General features: G+C 54.5%; 19 protein-coding genes and 2 tRNA genes. 13 read left to right on the forward strand and 8 right to left on the reverse strand.

The genetic code is table 11. The annotated features are described in order from the left end of the window. Positions 1-37: 37 nt before the first annotated feature. Positions 38-313 carry a hypothetical protein gene (locus QXF46_00660; protein MEM0225379.1) on the reverse strand — a complete coding sequence of 92 codons (276 nt, stop codon included), beginning with the start codon at positions 311-313 and terminating at the stop codon, positions 38-40. 126 nt (positions 314-439) lie between these two features. Between QXF46_00660 and QXF46_00665 the strand changes: the two genes are divergently transcribed. Further along, positions 440-1,174 (forward strand): ABC transporter ATP-binding protein, encoded by a 735-nt coding sequence (locus tag QXF46_00665; GenBank protein MEM0225380.1) that lies wholly within the window; start codon positions 440-442, stop codon positions 1,172-1,174. Between the two features lie 4 nt (positions 1,175-1,178). Continuing rightward, the gene (locus QXF46_00670) at positions 1,179-1,733 is read left to right on the forward strand and encodes a THUMP domain-containing protein (GenBank protein ID MEM0225381.1); all 555 of its coding nucleotides are present in this window, start codon (positions 1,179-1,181) and stop codon (positions 1,731-1,733) included. Here the strand turns inward: QXF46_00670 and cgi121 are convergent. After that, entirely contained in the window at positions 1,730-2,311 is a 582-nt protein-coding gene (gene cgi121, locus QXF46_00675; protein MEM0225382.1) for a KEOPS complex subunit Cgi121, read from the reverse strand. The genes QXF46_00670 and cgi121 overlap by 4 nt on opposite strands. Before the next feature lie 19 nt (positions 2,312-2,330). Next, positions 2,331-3,473 (reverse strand): alanine--glyoxylate aminotransferase family protein, encoded by a 1,143-nt coding sequence (locus QXF46_00680; protein MEM0225383.1) that lies wholly within the window; start codon positions 3,471-3,473, stop codon positions 2,331-2,333. Between the two features lie 100 nt (positions 3,474-3,573). Here QXF46_00680 and QXF46_00685 point away from each other — a divergent pair, with 100 nt between their 5' ends. The 8 genes from QXF46_00685 to QXF46_00720 all read left to right on the forward strand — a co-directional run bounded on the left by QXF46_00685 (position 3,574) and on the right by QXF46_00720 (position 9,002). Continuing rightward, complete coding sequence (locus QXF46_00685; GenBank protein MEM0225384.1) at positions 3,574-4,386, forward strand: S-adenosyl-l-methionine hydroxide adenosyltransferase family protein; 813 nt, start codon at positions 3,574-3,576, stop codon at positions 4,384-4,386. Between the two features lie 109 nt (positions 4,387-4,495). Further along, the gene (gene albA, locus QXF46_00690) at positions 4,496-4,774 is read left to right on the forward strand and encodes a DNA-binding protein Alba (GenBank protein ID MEM0225385.1); all 279 of its coding nucleotides are present in this window, start codon (positions 4,496-4,498) and stop codon (positions 4,772-4,774) included. A gap of 177 nt (positions 4,775-4,951) precedes the next feature. After that, entirely contained in the window at positions 4,952-5,116 is a 165-nt protein-coding gene (locus QXF46_00695; GenBank protein MEM0225386.1) for a hypothetical protein, read from the forward strand. An 84-nt stretch (positions 5,117-5,200) separates the two neighbouring features. After that, positions 5,201-6,193, forward strand: coding sequence for a glycoside hydrolase family 172 protein (locus tag QXF46_00700; protein ID MEM0225387.1), 993 nt, complete (start codon positions 5,201-5,203; stop codon positions 6,191-6,193). A 60-nt stretch (positions 6,194-6,253) separates the two neighbouring features. Then, positions 6,254-6,868: a hypothetical protein gene (locus tag QXF46_00705; protein MEM0225388.1), complete on the forward strand. Its 615-nt coding sequence runs from the start codon at positions 6,254-6,256 to the stop codon at positions 6,866-6,868. Positions 6,869-6,886: 18 nt separating this feature from the next. After that, complete coding sequence (locus tag QXF46_00710) at positions 6,887-8,446, forward strand: acyl-CoA carboxylase subunit beta (protein ID MEM0225389.1); 1,560 nt, start codon at positions 6,887-6,889, stop codon at positions 8,444-8,446. Between the two features lie 3 nt (positions 8,447-8,449). Next, a complete protein-coding gene (locus QXF46_00715; protein MEM0225390.1) occupies positions 8,450-8,653 on the forward strand; it encodes a hypothetical protein in 204 nt (67 codons plus the stop codon). Further along, a complete protein-coding gene (locus QXF46_00720; protein ID MEM0225391.1) occupies positions 8,637-9,002 on the forward strand; it encodes a biotin/lipoyl-containing protein in 366 nt (121 codons plus the stop codon). The genes QXF46_00715 and QXF46_00720 overlap by 17 nt, the downstream gene beginning before the upstream one ends. Positions 9,003-9,391: 389 nt before the next feature. Here QXF46_00720 and QXF46_00725 read toward each other — a convergent pair whose 3' ends face one another. Both QXF46_00725 and QXF46_00730 read right to left on the reverse strand, forming a co-directional pair. Continuing rightward, complete coding sequence (locus QXF46_00725; protein ID MEM0225392.1) at positions 9,392-9,670, reverse strand: elongation factor 1-beta; 279 nt, start codon at positions 9,668-9,670, stop codon at positions 9,392-9,394. 9 nt (positions 9,671-9,679) lie between these two features. Continuing rightward, complete coding sequence (locus tag QXF46_00730; GenBank protein MEM0225393.1) at positions 9,680-9,856, reverse strand: zinc finger domain-containing protein; 177 nt, start codon at positions 9,854-9,856, stop codon at positions 9,680-9,682. 170 nt (positions 9,857-10,026) lie between these two features. On the opposite strand from QXF46_00730, the gene QXF46_00735 reads away from it, so the two are divergent. After that, positions 10,027-10,114, forward strand: a tRNA-Leu gene (locus QXF46_00735). On the opposite strand, the gene QXF46_00740 is transcribed toward QXF46_00735, so the two are convergent. Further along, the gene (locus QXF46_00740; protein MEM0225394.1) at positions 10,115-11,284 is read right to left on the reverse strand and encodes a PUA domain-containing protein; all 1,170 of its coding nucleotides are present in this window, start codon (positions 11,282-11,284) and stop codon (positions 10,115-10,117) included. A gap of 165 nt (positions 11,285-11,449) precedes the next feature. On the opposite strand from QXF46_00740, the gene QXF46_00745 reads away from it, so the two are divergent. Then, complete coding sequence (locus QXF46_00745) at positions 11,450-12,322, forward strand: aldo/keto reductase (protein ID MEM0225395.1); 873 nt, start codon at positions 11,450-11,452, stop codon at positions 12,320-12,322. 44 nt (positions 12,323-12,366) lie between these two features. Here the strand turns inward: QXF46_00745 and QXF46_00750 are convergent. Next, positions 12,367-12,443, reverse strand: a tRNA-Arg gene (locus QXF46_00750). 38 nt (positions 12,444-12,481) lie between these two features. Beyond that, positions 12,482-13,174 carry a triose-phosphate isomerase gene (gene tpiA, locus QXF46_00755; protein ID MEM0225396.1) on the reverse strand — a complete coding sequence of 231 codons (693 nt, stop codon included), beginning with the start codon at positions 13,172-13,174 and terminating at the stop codon, positions 12,482-12,484. 53 nt (positions 13,175-13,227) lie between these two features. Between tpiA and QXF46_00760 the strand changes: the two genes are divergently transcribed. Further along, positions 13,228-14,337 carry a radical SAM protein gene (locus QXF46_00760; protein ID MEM0225397.1) on the forward strand — a complete coding sequence of 370 codons (1,110 nt, stop codon included), beginning with the start codon at positions 13,228-13,230 and terminating at the stop codon, positions 14,335-14,337. Position 14,338: the final 1 nt, after the last annotated feature.

A 14,338-nucleotide genomic window follows, 5' to 3' on the forward strand; every position in this document is an offset into this window, starting at 1 on the left:
AAACCCGCTGATAGAGCTCGGAGATAACTACTTCGCTCTACTCAGTCTCCCCGCTCTCCATGGACTCCAGGAAGATCTCGTAGTACTCTTTCAGCAGCTCTCTTTCCTCCTCCACCTTTTCCTTCTCCCTCTCCTTCACGCCCTCTATAACCACGAGCTTCTCCCTCTTGTCTTTACCCACTTCCTCCCTTACAACGTAGCCTCGCTTAGCCGTAGCCTCCCTCTTGTACCCACATTTTCTGCATACTAAGTAGGACTTCCCCTCTGAAACCAGAGGAACTAAGATAGAGCCACACTTTGGGCAAAACTCCATCCCTACTCCTCACCTACGCGGCTCCTTCTCCCCCAGAAGCTCTCTATTAAGCATTACGGTAAGCACACATCCAACATATTTGCAACACATTTTAATAGCAGAGCCTGGAAGACTCCACGAGCAAGTATGGCTGAGAAACCTGAGCACGTAGTTGTGACCGAGGATCTACACAAGTACTACATGCTGCGGGGAGAGGTTGTAAGAGCGTTACGCGGCGTAAACCTGAAAATAAGGTATGGCGAGTACGTGTCAATCCTGGGGCCCTCCGGCTCCGGGAAGACGACCTTATTCAACATGATCGGAGGCCTTGATAAACCCACAAAGGGTAGAGTGCTCCTGGACGGTCGAGACTTAGCTTCACTAACTCCAAAGCAATTAGCCTGGGTTAGATGCCACCGTGTTGGTTACATCTTCCAGACTTTCAACCTAATCCCCGTACTAACTGCGCTAGATAATGTGATGGTACCAATGATCTTCGCCGGCGTTCCTAGGAAGGAGAGGGAAGAGAAGGCGAAAAAACTGCTTGAGCGCGTTGGGCTTGGGGATCGGCTTTACCACCGGCCGACGGAGTTGAGTGGTGGTCAGCAGCAGAGGGTTGCAATCGCTAGAGCCCTCGCCAACGACCCCGCAATCATACTCGCCGACGAGCCCACCGGCAACCTCGACCTGCAGACCGGCCTGAGGATCGTGCAGCTACTCAAGGAGCTGAACGTGGAACGGGGGGTAACGGTCATCACTGCGACACACGACCTGAAGATGATCGACGTTAGCGACAGGATCGTGTGGATTCGAGACGGAGTGGTTGAAAGAGTTGAAGAGAGAGCTGCTATCGAGCTTGGAGCTGAAGAGCTAGAACTCTAAAGCAATGTTAAAAAAGTTTAACCTTTTAGCTTCAACTTACCGTAGAAGAGAGAACGATTTATTAAGCGAGCTCTGGTACTTTCTCAGGGATCTAGGAGATATTGAAGTTAAGGCAAGCCCCACAGGCCTTCCCGGGCTAGTTGTTCTGTACACGAAACTGGATCCATTCAAAGTGGTTGAGGAAGTTGCTAGTAGAATCAATAGTGAGCCGTGGTACTTCCGTTTTCTGCTGAAGATCGAGCCGATAGAGGTTTGCACACAGGTGGATCTGGAGGAGATTAAGCGGGAAGCTCTTAACTTAGCTGCTAAAAAGCTCAACCTTAACGACAGGTACCGTATCGAAGCACGCATCAGGCTATCCGCGTTAACCCGAGACGAGGTGATATCGGCGATCGCACCTAACATTCCGAATAAAGTGGATCTCGAGCACCCCGACAAGATCGTTCTCGTGGAGGTAATAAGGGATGTAGCAGGTATCGCCATCGTCGAGCCCAAGCATATAGTCTCCGTCCAGCGTCTTAGAAGGGCTGCCCGCGCGGAGACTGAAGGGGAGGGTTAGCGGGATAGAAACTCGAGTGCCATCCTTGATAATAGGCATTTTTCAACCGCGCTCGCAAAGTCGGTCGAGTACGTAGCCCGGATCTCCTTCTCTTCGATCCTCAGCTTCTGCGCGAGCAACCGTGCAGCCTTTTCGCTGTAACCAATGGGGCTTACGCTCGCTTTAACGCGCTCACACAGAGCTACAACACCCTTGATGCAGGCCTCCGCGCTATCCGCTACAAGAACCGCTACCGCCCGCTTTTCGTTCGCGTCCGGTTGAAAGAGCTCTAGAGCCTTCGAGATTTCCCTCGTAGCTGCTGCGTAGAGGAACGCTTCGATATGCAAGCTCCTAGCGGTGTTGAGACCTAAGCGAAAACTCGTTACAGCGTAATCGACAGCGGTAATCACGTGAACGGGGCCAACTACAGCATCCGGATTGAAGAGGATGATGCGTAAACCAGGCGTCGCTTCACTCATGCTGAGCAGCTTAGCGATACCTTCTTCGCAATACACTTCGAAAGCAAGAGCGTAAGCCCTACCACCATCTATCGGGTGCGGCACCAGATCCCGCGGTGCGACGGTACTTATCCGGCACATGGAAGCCACTGTAGGGCTTCTAGCTGTAAACTTTCAGCCTAGCTACCTCCCTTAAGGCTCCGTCCAAGTCACCTTGTACGCCCAAGCGCTCCAGCTCGAGGCCTAGAGCCGTAACTAAGGCGAGGATATCGGCGTGCTTAATCGGGCCCATGACGCCGAGCCTTATTATGCGATCCTTCAGTGCACCCATGCCGCTCGCAACCTCGATGCCGTAAGCCTCTGCAAGCCGTCTTCGAAGCTCACTCGCGCTCACGCCATCCGGCGTTGCGAAAGAGAGCACGGTACGAGACCTGTAAATTTCCCTCACGAAAGGCCTGAGGCCAAGCTTCTGAATAGCGTTGTAAAGCACGACGGATCTCTCAACGTGCATTTTCACCCATTCATCGACCCCGAACCTGAGTATCCTTTCCAACGCCTTACTCAGAGCGGTGAAGAGCGTCACCGCGGGCGTAAATGGTGTCTCGGATCTACGGTTAAACTCGATGTACCTCCGCAGGTCGAAGTAGACGGTCACCGGCGGCCTTACGATCTTCTCCTTCGCCTCTTCGCTCAAAACTACAAAGGAAAGCCCGGGAGGGGCTGCGAGACACTTTTGCGAAGCAGCTGCCAAACCATCGATCCCCCACGAATCGATGTCGAGCTCGTCACCGCCCGCAGCCGAAACGGCGTCAACTAAGGTTAGCGCGCCGTGCTCCTTTGCCACCTTGCACAGCTCACGGATATAGCTCAACCTGATGCCGGGAGAGGTATCGTTGTAGACGAACGCCACGATGTCGGGCTTCTCAATCTGGATCCTCTCAGCAACTTGCTCGAGGCTGGGGGCATCACCCAGTTGGGCTGTAACCTCAACAACGTTTGCGCCATACGTCTTTAAAGCCTCCGAGAATCTTGCGCCGAACTCCCCCGCGTTAATCACGACGGCTTTTCGACGGGGGCCGAAATTCGAAGCTAACGCTTCGACCGCTCCCGAACCTGAAGCCGTAAAGATCACTACCTCGTTCTCGGTGCGCAAAACCTTCCTTAAGCGTTCGACAACCTCTTCAAAGATCTCGTGGAAGCGTTCTCCCCGGTGGTTTACGACAGGTTTCGCGGACTCCAAAAGGACGTCTTCCTCCACCATCACGGGTCCAGGTATGAAGAGCAGCCGGTCCTGGCGTTTCACGGAGGTTTTGCGGGCTCGGCATTATTAAACTTTCTTTCGCTCTCTCAAGCCGTACTCTTATCAGTGAAGAAATAAAAACCTAAAATCGAATAATCTGTACATGCTTAAAAATCCTGTAATTACTCTGCTTACAGATTTCGGGGCTCGTGATCACTATGTTGGGTCAATGAAGGGTGTAATCCTGTCAATAGCCCCACATGCGGTGATCATCGACATAACGCACTGCGTACCTAAGTTTGATGTGAGAGCTGGTGCTTTCCTCCTAAAAGCCGCGTACAAGTACTTCCCCCCGGGCACGATCCACGTAGCAGTCGTGGATCCAGGTGTGGGGACGCAGAGGCGCAGCATCGCAATTAAGACAAACAGCTACATCTTCATCGGGCCTGACAACGGCCTACTAGCTCCAGCAGCCCTCGAAGACGGCGTGCAGGAGGTTAGGCTCATCGAGAACCCCCGATTGACGAGGGATAAGGTCTCCCGTACGTTCCACGGCCGCGACATCTTCGCACCAGTGGCCGCTTACCTAGCCTGCGGGCTCCCCTTCGAAGAGGTAGGCCCTCTGATCGAGGACGGGTTGAATGTACCATCGTTTGCCCACCCTGAGGTTAGAGCAGGGTACTTAGCGTGCGAAGTGATGTACATTGACGATTTCGGCAACGTTGTTCTTAACGCCACTGCAAACGACGTCGAAAGAGCCGGTCTCACTTACGGAACCATGTGCAGGATAGAGCTGAAGGGATCGTTGGAAATCGTGGCTCCCTTCCTACCCACTTACGGTTACGTGGCAGAGGGCGAGACTCTGCTGCTGATCAATAGCGAAGATCACCTAGAACTGGCGGTCAACAAGGGTAACGCTGCAACCCGTTACGGACTGGCCACCGGGGATCGAGTCGCGGTTAAGGCTCTCCCCTAGCTTTGGGAAGCGGCCTCGCTACGACAAAGCGGGGTGCGCCCGTTGAAGCCCCAAGGAAAGAATTTTAATAGAGTTAGGTGAAAGGGGGTTTGCCCAAAGGTGGATTAAAATGGCAACGGCCGAGGGAACGATACTCATCGGTCAGAAAGCTGTCGCCAACTACGTACTAGCTGCAGTGACGCAGTTTACGCTGGGCAGCAAGAGGGTCATACTGAAGGCCAGAGGACGAGCCATTTCGAAGGCTGTTGACGCAGCTGAAGTGATAAAAAGGTTTATGGGCGATCGAGTGACTATCGCTAACGTAAAGATTTCCAGCGAGAAGGTAGGTGAACCAGGCAAGGAGCGCCTCGTCTCAGCGATCGAAATAGTACTTGAAAGGAAGGAGTAAACAGCCAAGCCAGTGCCTCAAAGAAGGGAATGCAACCTTTCTTCTTTCGAGCTTACTAACCTTTCAGTCTACCGCAAATCGGGTAGTAAGTGGTTTCTAAAAATAGAAATACGCGTCCCTCAACCGTGCCCAGACCTTTCTCTATACGTTGAGCTCTACGACTGCGAAGAGAATATCGTGGCTGTTGCTTACCTCGATGATGTGAAGGTTGAAGGCTCTAGCATGATCGTAGAGATACCTCTCCAGCGCGTAGACGGTTTAGGCAAAGCTAGAGTAATACTGACCTCAAACCGCGAGGAGCTGGGGACGGTTGAAGCCGGAATAAATGCGCACAATTATTAGCAGGTAAGCGTAGGTACACCGATGCTTGAAAACCTAATTAATCTGAAAGATTATAGAATGAGATTCGTTTCAAGCACCCATAAATTGACTGAGGAGGAAAGGAAGTTCTTGCTCCCGAGAATCCCACTAGATTGGTTAGACCATTGGAAAAGGAAGGGGGTGCTGAAGAGTGTCGAATCTGAGTCCCGCTTGGATTATTACAGTATCGAGCCTGGCCAGAAGTTGACGATGTTCACCAGCGATGAACCGGGGATCATAGCTAGCATTTGGATAACAGTGAGCGCATCCGATCGGAGGTTTCTCAGACACACGATTCTGAGGGCGTACTGGGACGGCGAGCCTGTACCGAGCGTTGAGGCGCCCATTGGAGACTTCTTCCTTCAGGGCCACCGGGCGTTTAGCCCCAAGCCCAGTCTAGCCTCGAGCGCCTACTCCGCGCTAGTCGGCCTCAGTAGCGGCGGCCTATTCTGCTTCTTTCCGATGCCTTTCAGCAGGGCCCGTGTAGAGGTTGAAAACCTAGGCAACGAAGAGATCCAATCCTTCTATTTCATCATCGGTTACTACGTTGGAGTAGATACGAGCAATCGACCGCGCTTCCACGCGCTTTGGAGAAGGGAAAAGGAGGTTAAGGCTGGCGAACCATACTGCGTGTTAAAGGGTAGAGGGAGGGGGCACTACGTTGGAACGTACCTTTACATGAGGAGCTTGAGCTTGAAACCCCCGATAATCGGTGGTCTAGGCTACCTCGAGGGAAATATTGCGATAATCGCTGATGGGGAACCCAGCTACGTTTCAACGGGTACTGAGGACTACTTCCTTTCAGGCTGGTACTTTTCCGGTGGGCCTTTTACAGCCCCCTTCCACGGGCTGATCCACAAGGACGAGGAGAAGGGCGAAATAGCAGCCTACAGGTTTCACGTGCTGGACCCCATTCCATTCAGGGAAAGCATAGAGGTTTACGCGCCCCACGGTGAGTTCAACGAGGTTGAAGCTGACTACAGCAGCGTTGCGTACTGGTACCAGCTGGAACCTCACGATGGCAGCCTTTACGGGATCAGGAGGGAGGACCTCTCCTAATCTGGGTTAGTCCATTGCCGATTAGAATTCCTTTTAAAGTCTTAGGATCGTAGTATCTGGATGCAGTCTAGCATCACCGCCTTCGAAGCCGTTGAGAGGCTCGAGGATCAGGGTCTAGAGGTGTTAAACGCCTTCGATGCTCGAATAGTCCAGGAAGCGGAAGGGAAGGAGAAGTTCCTCTGGGCGGCTTCCAACGCTTTAGTCGATAACCCCATCTTCCACCCGGCTATCCGAGTGGAGGGGCGACTCGAAGTAAGAGCTCGAACCCCGACGCTAGCCGCTGTCACAGGCAATGCCGTCATTCGTGCGGGAGGTAGGGTCTGTAAGCCTTGGAGGGCGCTACCCCTGTATGCTGGGTGCAGCATGGTTGTGGAAGCGGTGGAGGCTCCAGTCTATGTATCCTTCAGCGGTTTGCGCGCGTTGGCCTCGCAGCTTAAGGCTGGGTTAAGGCTCGTTGTCAAGCGCGTCTCGGAGATCGACGGTGATATCATAGCTAGATTCATACCGCAATCGCTCGTTCAAGCCTGCCTGAACAACGGTGAACCCTGCGATAAGGCGGTGCAGCGTGTGCTCCGCCACCTCCGCTACGCTTGCGAGATGGCTAGGAGCGGCGCGAGGCTGGTGAGAGTTAAGATCGGAAACACGGTCTACGAGATGTGGGTTAAAGAGGTGTAGCGAAGGGAACCTGAGGGTATGCCCGCTGACAGATTTGAGGAGTTGCAGCGTCTAAGGGAGCTCGCCAAGCTTGGTGGCGGCGCTGAGAGGATCGCTGCCCAGCATAAAGCGGGCAAGCTTACTGCCTGGGAGAGGATAGAACTGTTGCTGGATAAGGGGAGCTTCGTAGAGCTGGGGCGCTTCGTCAAGCATAGGGCGACAGAGTTTGGGATGTCCGAGAGGGTAGCTTACGGGGACGGGGTTGTAACTGGGATAGGCGAGGTCGAGGGGCGCAAAGTGGCAGTGTACGCGCAGGATTTCACTTTCATGGGTGGTAGCGTAGGTGAGATGCACGCTCTGAAGATAGCCGCCTTAATCGAGATGGCGATGAAGCTGGGTGTACCGATAGTAGGCCTCAACGACTCAGGGGGCGCGCGGATCCAGGAGGGCGTTGATTCGCTGAAGGGTTACGGCGAGATATTCTACAGGAACGTGCTGGCTAGCGGAGTGGTACCGCAGATCGTGGCCATCATGGGTCCCTGCGCTGGCGGTGCAGTATACTCGCCCGCTCTCGCCGATTTCATAGTGATGGTGAGGAAGACCAGCTATATGTTCATCACCGGGCCTAAAGTCGTTAAAGCCGCAACCGGGGAGGACGTCACGTTCGAGGAGCTGGGGGGACCCGACGTTCACGCGACGAAGAGTGGCGTAGCCCACTTCGTTGTGGATAGCGACGAGGAGGCGATAAGGCTGATAAAAAGGCTCCTGAGTTACCTACCCTCGAACAACGTTGAGGACCCGCCGTTTGTCGATACGAGCGATGACCCATACCGGGAGGACGAGACGTTGAACAGCATTGTCCCCGATGATCCGGAGGAACCGTACGACGTGAAGGAGATAATCTCAACGGTCTTCGACCGGGGGACATTCCTCGAGGTGCACGAACACTTTGCGCCAAACGCTGTTGTCGGTTTCGCGCGGCTCGCCGGCCACGTTGTTGGAGTTGTGGCCAATCAGCCAGCCTTCATGGCCGGAGCTTTGGACATCAACAGTTCCGATAAGATCGCTCGCTTCGTAATGTTCTGCGACGCGTTCAACATCCCAATCATAACGCTGATGGACGTTCCAGGCTTCCTACCGGGAACCGTGCAGGAGCATGGAGGGGTCATCCGCCACGGTGCGAAGATAATATACGCTTACGCCAGCTCCACTGTTCCGAAGATCACCGTAATCATGAGGAAGGCGTACGGGGGCGCCTACATCGCGCTTGGCAGTAAGCATTTGGGAGCGGACGTCGTTTACGCCTGGCCAACAGCGGAGATCGCGGTTATGGGGCCAGAGGGCGCAGTAGAGATCATCTACAGGGACGCAATCGCGGCAGCAAAACCCGAGGAACGGGATGAGTTAGTGAGGAACTTCGTTAGAGAGTACAGGAGGAAGGTCACCACGCCCTACTTTGCGGCGGGCAGGGGTTATGTTGACGACGTCATCATGCCCAGCGAAACGAGAAGGGTGCTAGCTCAAACGCTTAATTACCTCTTGTCCAAGCGGGAGAGGAAGCCCAGTCCGCCCAAGAAGCACGGGATACCACCGGTGTAAGGCGTGACGGAGGAGATAGAGCCCGAAAAGAGGCTAGCGGTGCTAGCAGCCTGCGTGATGCTGCTAAGCTTGAAGCGCAATAAAGCTAGGGTTAACGCAGCGGCTCGCGGGGAGAGGATCTCAAGCTGGGTTATTGCAGCCAGGTTGGACGCTCCTTCGGAGATTTGGTGCACGCTCGAAAGGGGTCGACATGAGAAGGAAGTTTAGAGTGGTTTTAGACGGGGAGCTCTACGAGGTTGAAGTAGAGCTCGCCGAACCGGGTGATATTGAGGCTCTGCTCCAGGCTTTCCAGACTGGCGTTGTAAAGCGCGTTACTACGGAGATCCCCGCGGCAAAGATGGTCGAGGGGGGAGTACCCGCGCCAATAACGGGGCGTGTGGTCGAGGTTAGAGTGAAGCCTGGTGATGAGGTTAAACAGGGGACCCTAATAGCTGTGATGGAAGCGATGAAGACCAGAGTGGAGGTTAGAGCCGGCAGGAGCGGCATCGTTAAGGACGTGCTAGTCAAGGAGGGAGCGACCGTTAAACAGGGTGAGCCGCTTGTCGTAATCTTATAGCTACCGCGCCGGGCGCACATCCTCCTTCTTCATAGTTTTCCTCGAGGGACCGGCTCTTCGGCCCTCCGGCTTCTAGCCGTGGATGGCCGGCGGGCGTCATGGGGTCGGCCGCCACCGCTCGTCGACAGCCTTAGGTGGCCTACACCCTCTCCTCTCAGTGTCCCGTTGCCGGAGCGCGGCCCGGAGGGGGATTCCCAGCCCGGTTGGCCCAGACCGGGCTGGGGAGTGGATCCTCCATCAAGCGCGCGGGAGGGGGGTGCACAGTTCTAGACCGGCTGAAGGGAGGCTGGCTGAAGGCCTACATAGCCGCAGCTCTCGAGCGAGCCCGGAGAACGGAGCGCCTTATCCCCTTCGTTCTACTTTTTTGCTTAACTCCAAACCGTAAGGTGTTATTCGAGAAGCCTGGAGACGGTAATCACGTCGAACTGGCTGATCTCTGGCATGTTGGACAGCCTGCTCTCCAGATCGTACGTGCCCCCCTCAAGATTCTCAGGCATGGCGATCCACAGGTATATCGCGGTGATGCCGAAAGCTATGGGCTCAGTCCTACTCCTAAGGACCTCGTACGTGTCCTGGGGGAGGCGACTCCTGACGAGCTCTACGATTTGCTCTGGAGGTGCTTCAGCGTCTGCCGGTAGAACCCTCACAACAGCCACTACGCGGGCCATACTAGTCACCTAAGGGCCGACGAAGCCGCACTTAGGGCACACGTATTGTATTACGAGCTTCCTGCACTTCTCGCAGCGCCAGATATCGACTTCCCCGCAGTTAGGGCAGCGAAACCTGACACCTCGGCTGTACGGCGCTATTGGTCTCCTGCACGACGAACATACAGGTAACCTCAACTCGCTCATGAGGCCCCTGCAATGAAATAGGTTATTAAACCCTTCTGAAGAGTGTAAGCGGTACCGGAGCGCCCGAGATCTAATGATGAAGCAGAGTTACGGTGAGCCATGAACGGAAGGCATTTGACTGAACAATAGTTCAGCATGATTTTTAAAACTGGTACGCTAACCCCAACACGGCGGGGGTGCCCGAGCTAGGACAAAGGGGGCGGACTTAGGCTCCGCTGGCGTAGGCCTGCCCGGGTTCGAATCCCGGCCCCCGCACCATCATACTTTTTCCAGGAGCGCTATGAAGAAACCGGGCGAATCGTGAATGTCGGGCTCAAACCGCTGCACTAGAGATCCGAGCCCGGCAAAGCCGGACGAGCCCAGGAACACAGGTTGGCTCCGCAGCTTGAACCCCAGCTCCTTCACAGCCCAAAGCACGTTCAACTCGTTCTCCTCCAGCGTTAAAGTGCAAGTGGAGTACAGCAGAAGGCCACCCTTTCTCAGCAGCCTTGCAGCTACCCTGAGGAATTGGCGCTGGTACTCGCTGAGCGTTTGAAACTCCCTCTCACCTCTCTCGTAGTAGAGGGTCGGCCTAACGCCAAGAGCGCTGCAGGGAGGGTCCAGTATCACGGCATCTGAGCCTACAAGATCCTCCGCGTCAACGTCCAAGTACCTGGAATCCGCAACTCTAACCTCGATGTTACCTAGACCCAACCTCCTAGCGTTCTCCTCGATCTTCGCGACCTTACTCCTCGACCTATCGACGGCAACGACGCGGCCACTACCCCCCATCAGTTGCGCAGCGTGCGTAGCTTTACCGCCCGGTGAAGCGCACATGTCGACAACGAGCCAGTCTGGCTTCGGGTCTAAGACGTGCCCGGCGACGATGGCCGGGAGGCTCTGATCGTAAACGAGGCCTCGCCTGTAGACGTCCAACTCCCTTATCGACGGTACTTTGAATACCGAGACTTCTACCCGAACCGCTAGGCCTTGCTTGCGGGCCACCATTTCCTCGCCATCCATCTCCGCTACGCCCTCCGCTACGAGGTCCCCGCGAGGGCTGACAACGTTGACCCGCTCCCCCTCCTTCACGCCTTTTGCACTTAGAACTCCCGGAGCATAGAGGTGCGCCCCCTGGTAGACGGACTCCGCGGCCTCCTTCTTAGCCACAACGGTTTTCTCAAGCCGCCTAACGTAGAAAGGTCCCTTTACGGGTAGAAAGATCGCGTCGCTTAAAGCCTCAAAAACATGCGCCTCAAACCCTTGACGTCTCAACTCCTCGACGACTTCCGCTGGGGTGGCCTTCAGAGTGTTGACCCTAAGAAAGTAGCGCCTAGCAGGTGTTCTAAGCGACGCTAGTATACTCTCTACCCTATCTGAGTACAGCTCAGCCAGTCTTTTAACAGCCGCAGGAGAGAAACCGTAACTGGCAGCTAGGGTCTCTAGCATCTGGACGCGATGCGCCCTTCCTCCCCTTCAACTTTTCGCGGCAAGCATACTTGAATGAGTTACCCCAGAGAAATCCGAAAATCCCATTATTCAAGCACCAAGGTTTGGTAAATAAAAGAGGTATAATTTATAGGCATAATGTCATTAGCTTGGAGTGGAGCAGACATGGTTAACGTCCCGAAAGTCGTTTTGAACAATGGGGTTGAGATGCCCATACTCGGCTATGGGACGTTTCAGATAATCGACCCGGTTCAATGCGAACAGTGTGTCTATGAGGCGATCAAGGTGGGCTACAGGTTGATCGATACGGCAGCCGCTTACATGAACGAGGAAGCTGTCGGGAGAGCCGTAAGGAGAGCGATTGATGAAGGCCTCGTTAGGAGGGAGGACCTCTTTATCACCACGAAACTGTGGATACAAGATGCCGGCTATGAGAAAGCGAAAAGGGCTTTCGAACGATCCCTCAAGCGGCTTCAGCTCGATTACATCGACTTGTACCTGATCCACCAACCCTTCGGGGATGTGCACTGTGCTTGGCGAGCGATGGAGGAGCTCTACCGCGAGGGGTTGATCAGGGCGATAGGCGTCAGCAACTTCTACCCGGATCGCTTGATGGATCTAATCTGTCATCACGAAGTGATCCCGGCTGTGAACCAGGTTGAGATACACCCCTTCCATCAACAGGAGGAGGCGGTCGAGTTTATGAGGAAATGGAAAATTCAACCTGAGGCCTGGGCCCCCTTCGCTGAGGGTAGGTACAACATCTTTCAAAATGAGGTTCTGCTATCAATAGCTAAAAAACATGGTAAAACAGTTGCTCAAATCATTCTAAGATGGTTGATACAAAGAGGAATTGTAGCTATTCCCAAAACTGTTCGTAAGGAAAGAATGATAGAAAACATAAGCGTTTTTGACTTTGAATTGGATAAAGAGGATTTTGAGAAGATCAGGACATTAGATAGAAAGGAAAGCGCCTTCTTTTCACACAGAGATCCTGAAGCTGTTAGGCGACTCTGCTCGTTTAAACTAAGTACGTAGAAATAGATTAACTGATTAGTTTTCGCAAAACAGATGATTCTTGTTGGCGGGCCCGCCGGGACTTGAACCCGGGTTCTTCGGCTCCGGAGGCCGACGCCTTTCCATGCTAGGCCACGGGCCCTGAAAGATAAAGGTAATTCGGCTTAAAGCTGTTGCGGCTCACTTTTTGATTATGGGCTCGATCAAGTCGAATATGGCCTTCCTCCAATCTTTCGCTTTCACGACGCCTGACGCTAAGAGGACGCCCACAGTGCCTAGTCTCAGGGCGGCAGCTACGTCTTCGCCGGTTGTGATACCAGCTCCGCAAAGCACTCGGACTTGGGGGTTAACGCGTCTCACGAGCTCAACGGAGCTCGTGACTACTTCGGGTTTAGCTCTGGATACGGGGATTCCCGTGCCGATGAGCTCGGGCGGTTCGATGGCTACCATGTCTGGGCCCAGCGCGGCCATTGCGGCTGTAACTTCGGGGGTGTTAGTGCACACGACGGTGGTTAGATTCAACGTACGCGCTTTTTTAACCACGACGTCGATTTGATCAGCGCGCACACGCCGCTCGGAATGGTTGATGAGTGTGCCTACCGCACCGGCGTCTTTAATCGCCTCGAGCGTCACATGCCCCGTGTGGCTACCCGGTTCCACATCGTCTACGTGCTGAGAGAAGACTGGTATCTCAACCTGGGATGCGACGAAGGCGAGGTCCGTGAGCTGGGGTGCTACAGCTATGCAGACGCCCGTCTCCCTACTTATCTGCTCGGCGACCCGCGCTAGCTCGAGGCCGCGCTTGCCGCTCGCCTCACGGTAGCACTTGAAGTTGATCAATATCAGGGGGAAGTTTATTCTAGATCCGTTCACGCGCAGGGCATAGAAGCAATTGCTTAAAAGCTTCGTGATTGCACTTTAAGTTGATGTGGCGATTGCTGACCCTACGCCCTGACGCCTTGGTGGTGTGGGAGAACGAGGAGGTGAAAAAGAGGCTCTCGCACTACTACGGGGTGATGTCCGACCGAAGGCCCGCCCGATACAGGGTAGCGAAGCGCGTCCCTGTGGAGCTGGAGAAGAATGTCGGACTTGAGGAAATGTGGCGCGTTCACAGGGAGAAGGTTGAGGAGGAGAGAGAGCTGTACGAGAGGGTGGAGGAGGACGTAAACGCCTTGTCGAAGATTCCTGCTCCCGAGTACAGCCTGATAGATCTGAAGGCCGACATAGCCTCAGAGCTGATCAAGGCTTGCAGGTTGTGCGAGTGGAGGTGCGGTGTCGACAGAACTCAAGGTGAGAAAGGAGTCTGCGGCCTCACGAGCGAAGTGAGGGTTGCTTCGGCTTTCCTCCACATGGGAGAGGAAGCCCCTCTCGTGCCCTCCGGAACAATTTTCTTCACTGGCTGTAGCTTCAAGTGCGTTTTCTGCCAGAACTGGGATATCTCCACAAACCCCTTGAATGGCGTACCTGTTGGCCCCCGAGAGCTCGCCGCGATTGCCACCAAGCTGCGCAGGGAGGGGGCCCGCAACATCAATTACGTTGGTGGGAACCCAGATCAGCAGTTGCACGTGATCCTGTCTTCTCTAAAGTACATGGACGTCAACGTACCGCTCCTCTGGAATTCGAACATGTACATGTCTGTAGAAGCTCTTCAGCTGCTGCTGGACATCATAGACATATGGCTTCCCGACTTCAAGTACGGTAATGATGAGTGCGCGTTGAGGCTCTCAAAGGTGCCCAGGTACTTTGAAGTCGTTTCCCGGAACCACAAGATGGCCCACGATAGCGGGGACATGATCATACGCCACCTGGTCTTACCAAACCACGTGGAGTGTTGCACGAAACCCGTCCTCAAGTGGATCAGCGAGAACTGCCCGCGAGCACTGGTGAACATCATGGATCAGTATAGGCCCGAACACCTGGTTGCCTTCTACCCGGAGAAGTATAGAGAAATTGCACGGAGGCCGAGCCCAAGGGAACTCGAGGAGGCGTACGCCTTCGCTGACGAGCTGGGGCTAGTCTGGAGGCCGGTGTCTTGAG

The organism is Thermofilaceae archaeon, from assembly GCA_038731975.1.
Lineage (GTDB): Archaea > Thermoproteota > Thermoprotei > Thermofilales > Thermofilaceae > JANXEW01.

Bases quoted from the DNA above. Each gene is read 5' to 3' on its own strand.
- QXF46_00660 (MEM0225379.1), bottom strand. From the start codon at position 313: ATGGAGTTTTGCCCAAAGTGTGGCTCTATCTTAGTTCCTCTGGTTTCA.
- QXF46_00665 (MEM0225380.1), top strand. From the start codon at position 440: ATGGCTGAGAAACCTGAGCACGTAGTTGTGACCGAGGATCTACACAAG.
- QXF46_00670 (MEM0225381.1), top strand. From the start codon at position 1,179: ATGTTAAAAAAGTTTAACCTTTTAGCTTCAACTTACCGTAGAAGAGAG.
- cgi121 (MEM0225382.1), bottom strand. From the start codon at position 2,311: ATGTGCCGGATAAGTACCGTCGCACCGCGGGATCTGGTGCCGCACCCG.
- QXF46_00685 (MEM0225384.1), top strand. From the start codon at position 3,574: ATGCTTAAAAATCCTGTAATTACTCTGCTTACAGATTTCGGGGCTCGT.
- albA (MEM0225385.1), top strand. From the start codon at position 4,496: ATGGCAACGGCCGAGGGAACGATACTCATCGGTCAGAAAGCTGTCGCC.
- QXF46_00705 (MEM0225388.1), top strand. From the start codon at position 6,254: ATGCAGTCTAGCATCACCGCCTTCGAAGCCGTTGAGAGGCTCGAGGAT.
- QXF46_00710 (MEM0225389.1), top strand. From the start codon at position 6,887: ATGCCCGCTGACAGATTTGAGGAGTTGCAGCGTCTAAGGGAGCTCGCC.
- QXF46_00720 (MEM0225391.1), top strand. From the start codon at position 8,637: ATGAGAAGGAAGTTTAGAGTGGTTTTAGACGGGGAGCTCTACGAGGTT.
- QXF46_00725 (MEM0225392.1), bottom strand. From the start codon at position 9,670: ATGGCCCGCGTAGTGGCTGTTGTGAGGGTTCTACCGGCAGACGCTGAA.
- QXF46_00730 (MEM0225393.1), bottom strand. From the start codon at position 9,856: ATGAGCGAGTTGAGGTTACCTGTATGTTCGTCGTGCAGGAGACCAATA.
- QXF46_00740 (MEM0225394.1), bottom strand. From the start codon at position 11,284: ATGCTAGAGACCCTAGCTGCCAGTTACGGTTTCTCTCCTGCGGCTGTT.
- QXF46_00745 (MEM0225395.1), top strand. From the start codon at position 11,450: ATGGTTAACGTCCCGAAAGTCGTTTTGAACAATGGGGTTGAGATGCCC.
- QXF46_00760 (MEM0225397.1), top strand. From the start codon at position 13,228: ATGTGGCGATTGCTGACCCTACGCCCTGACGCCTTGGTGGTGTGGGAG.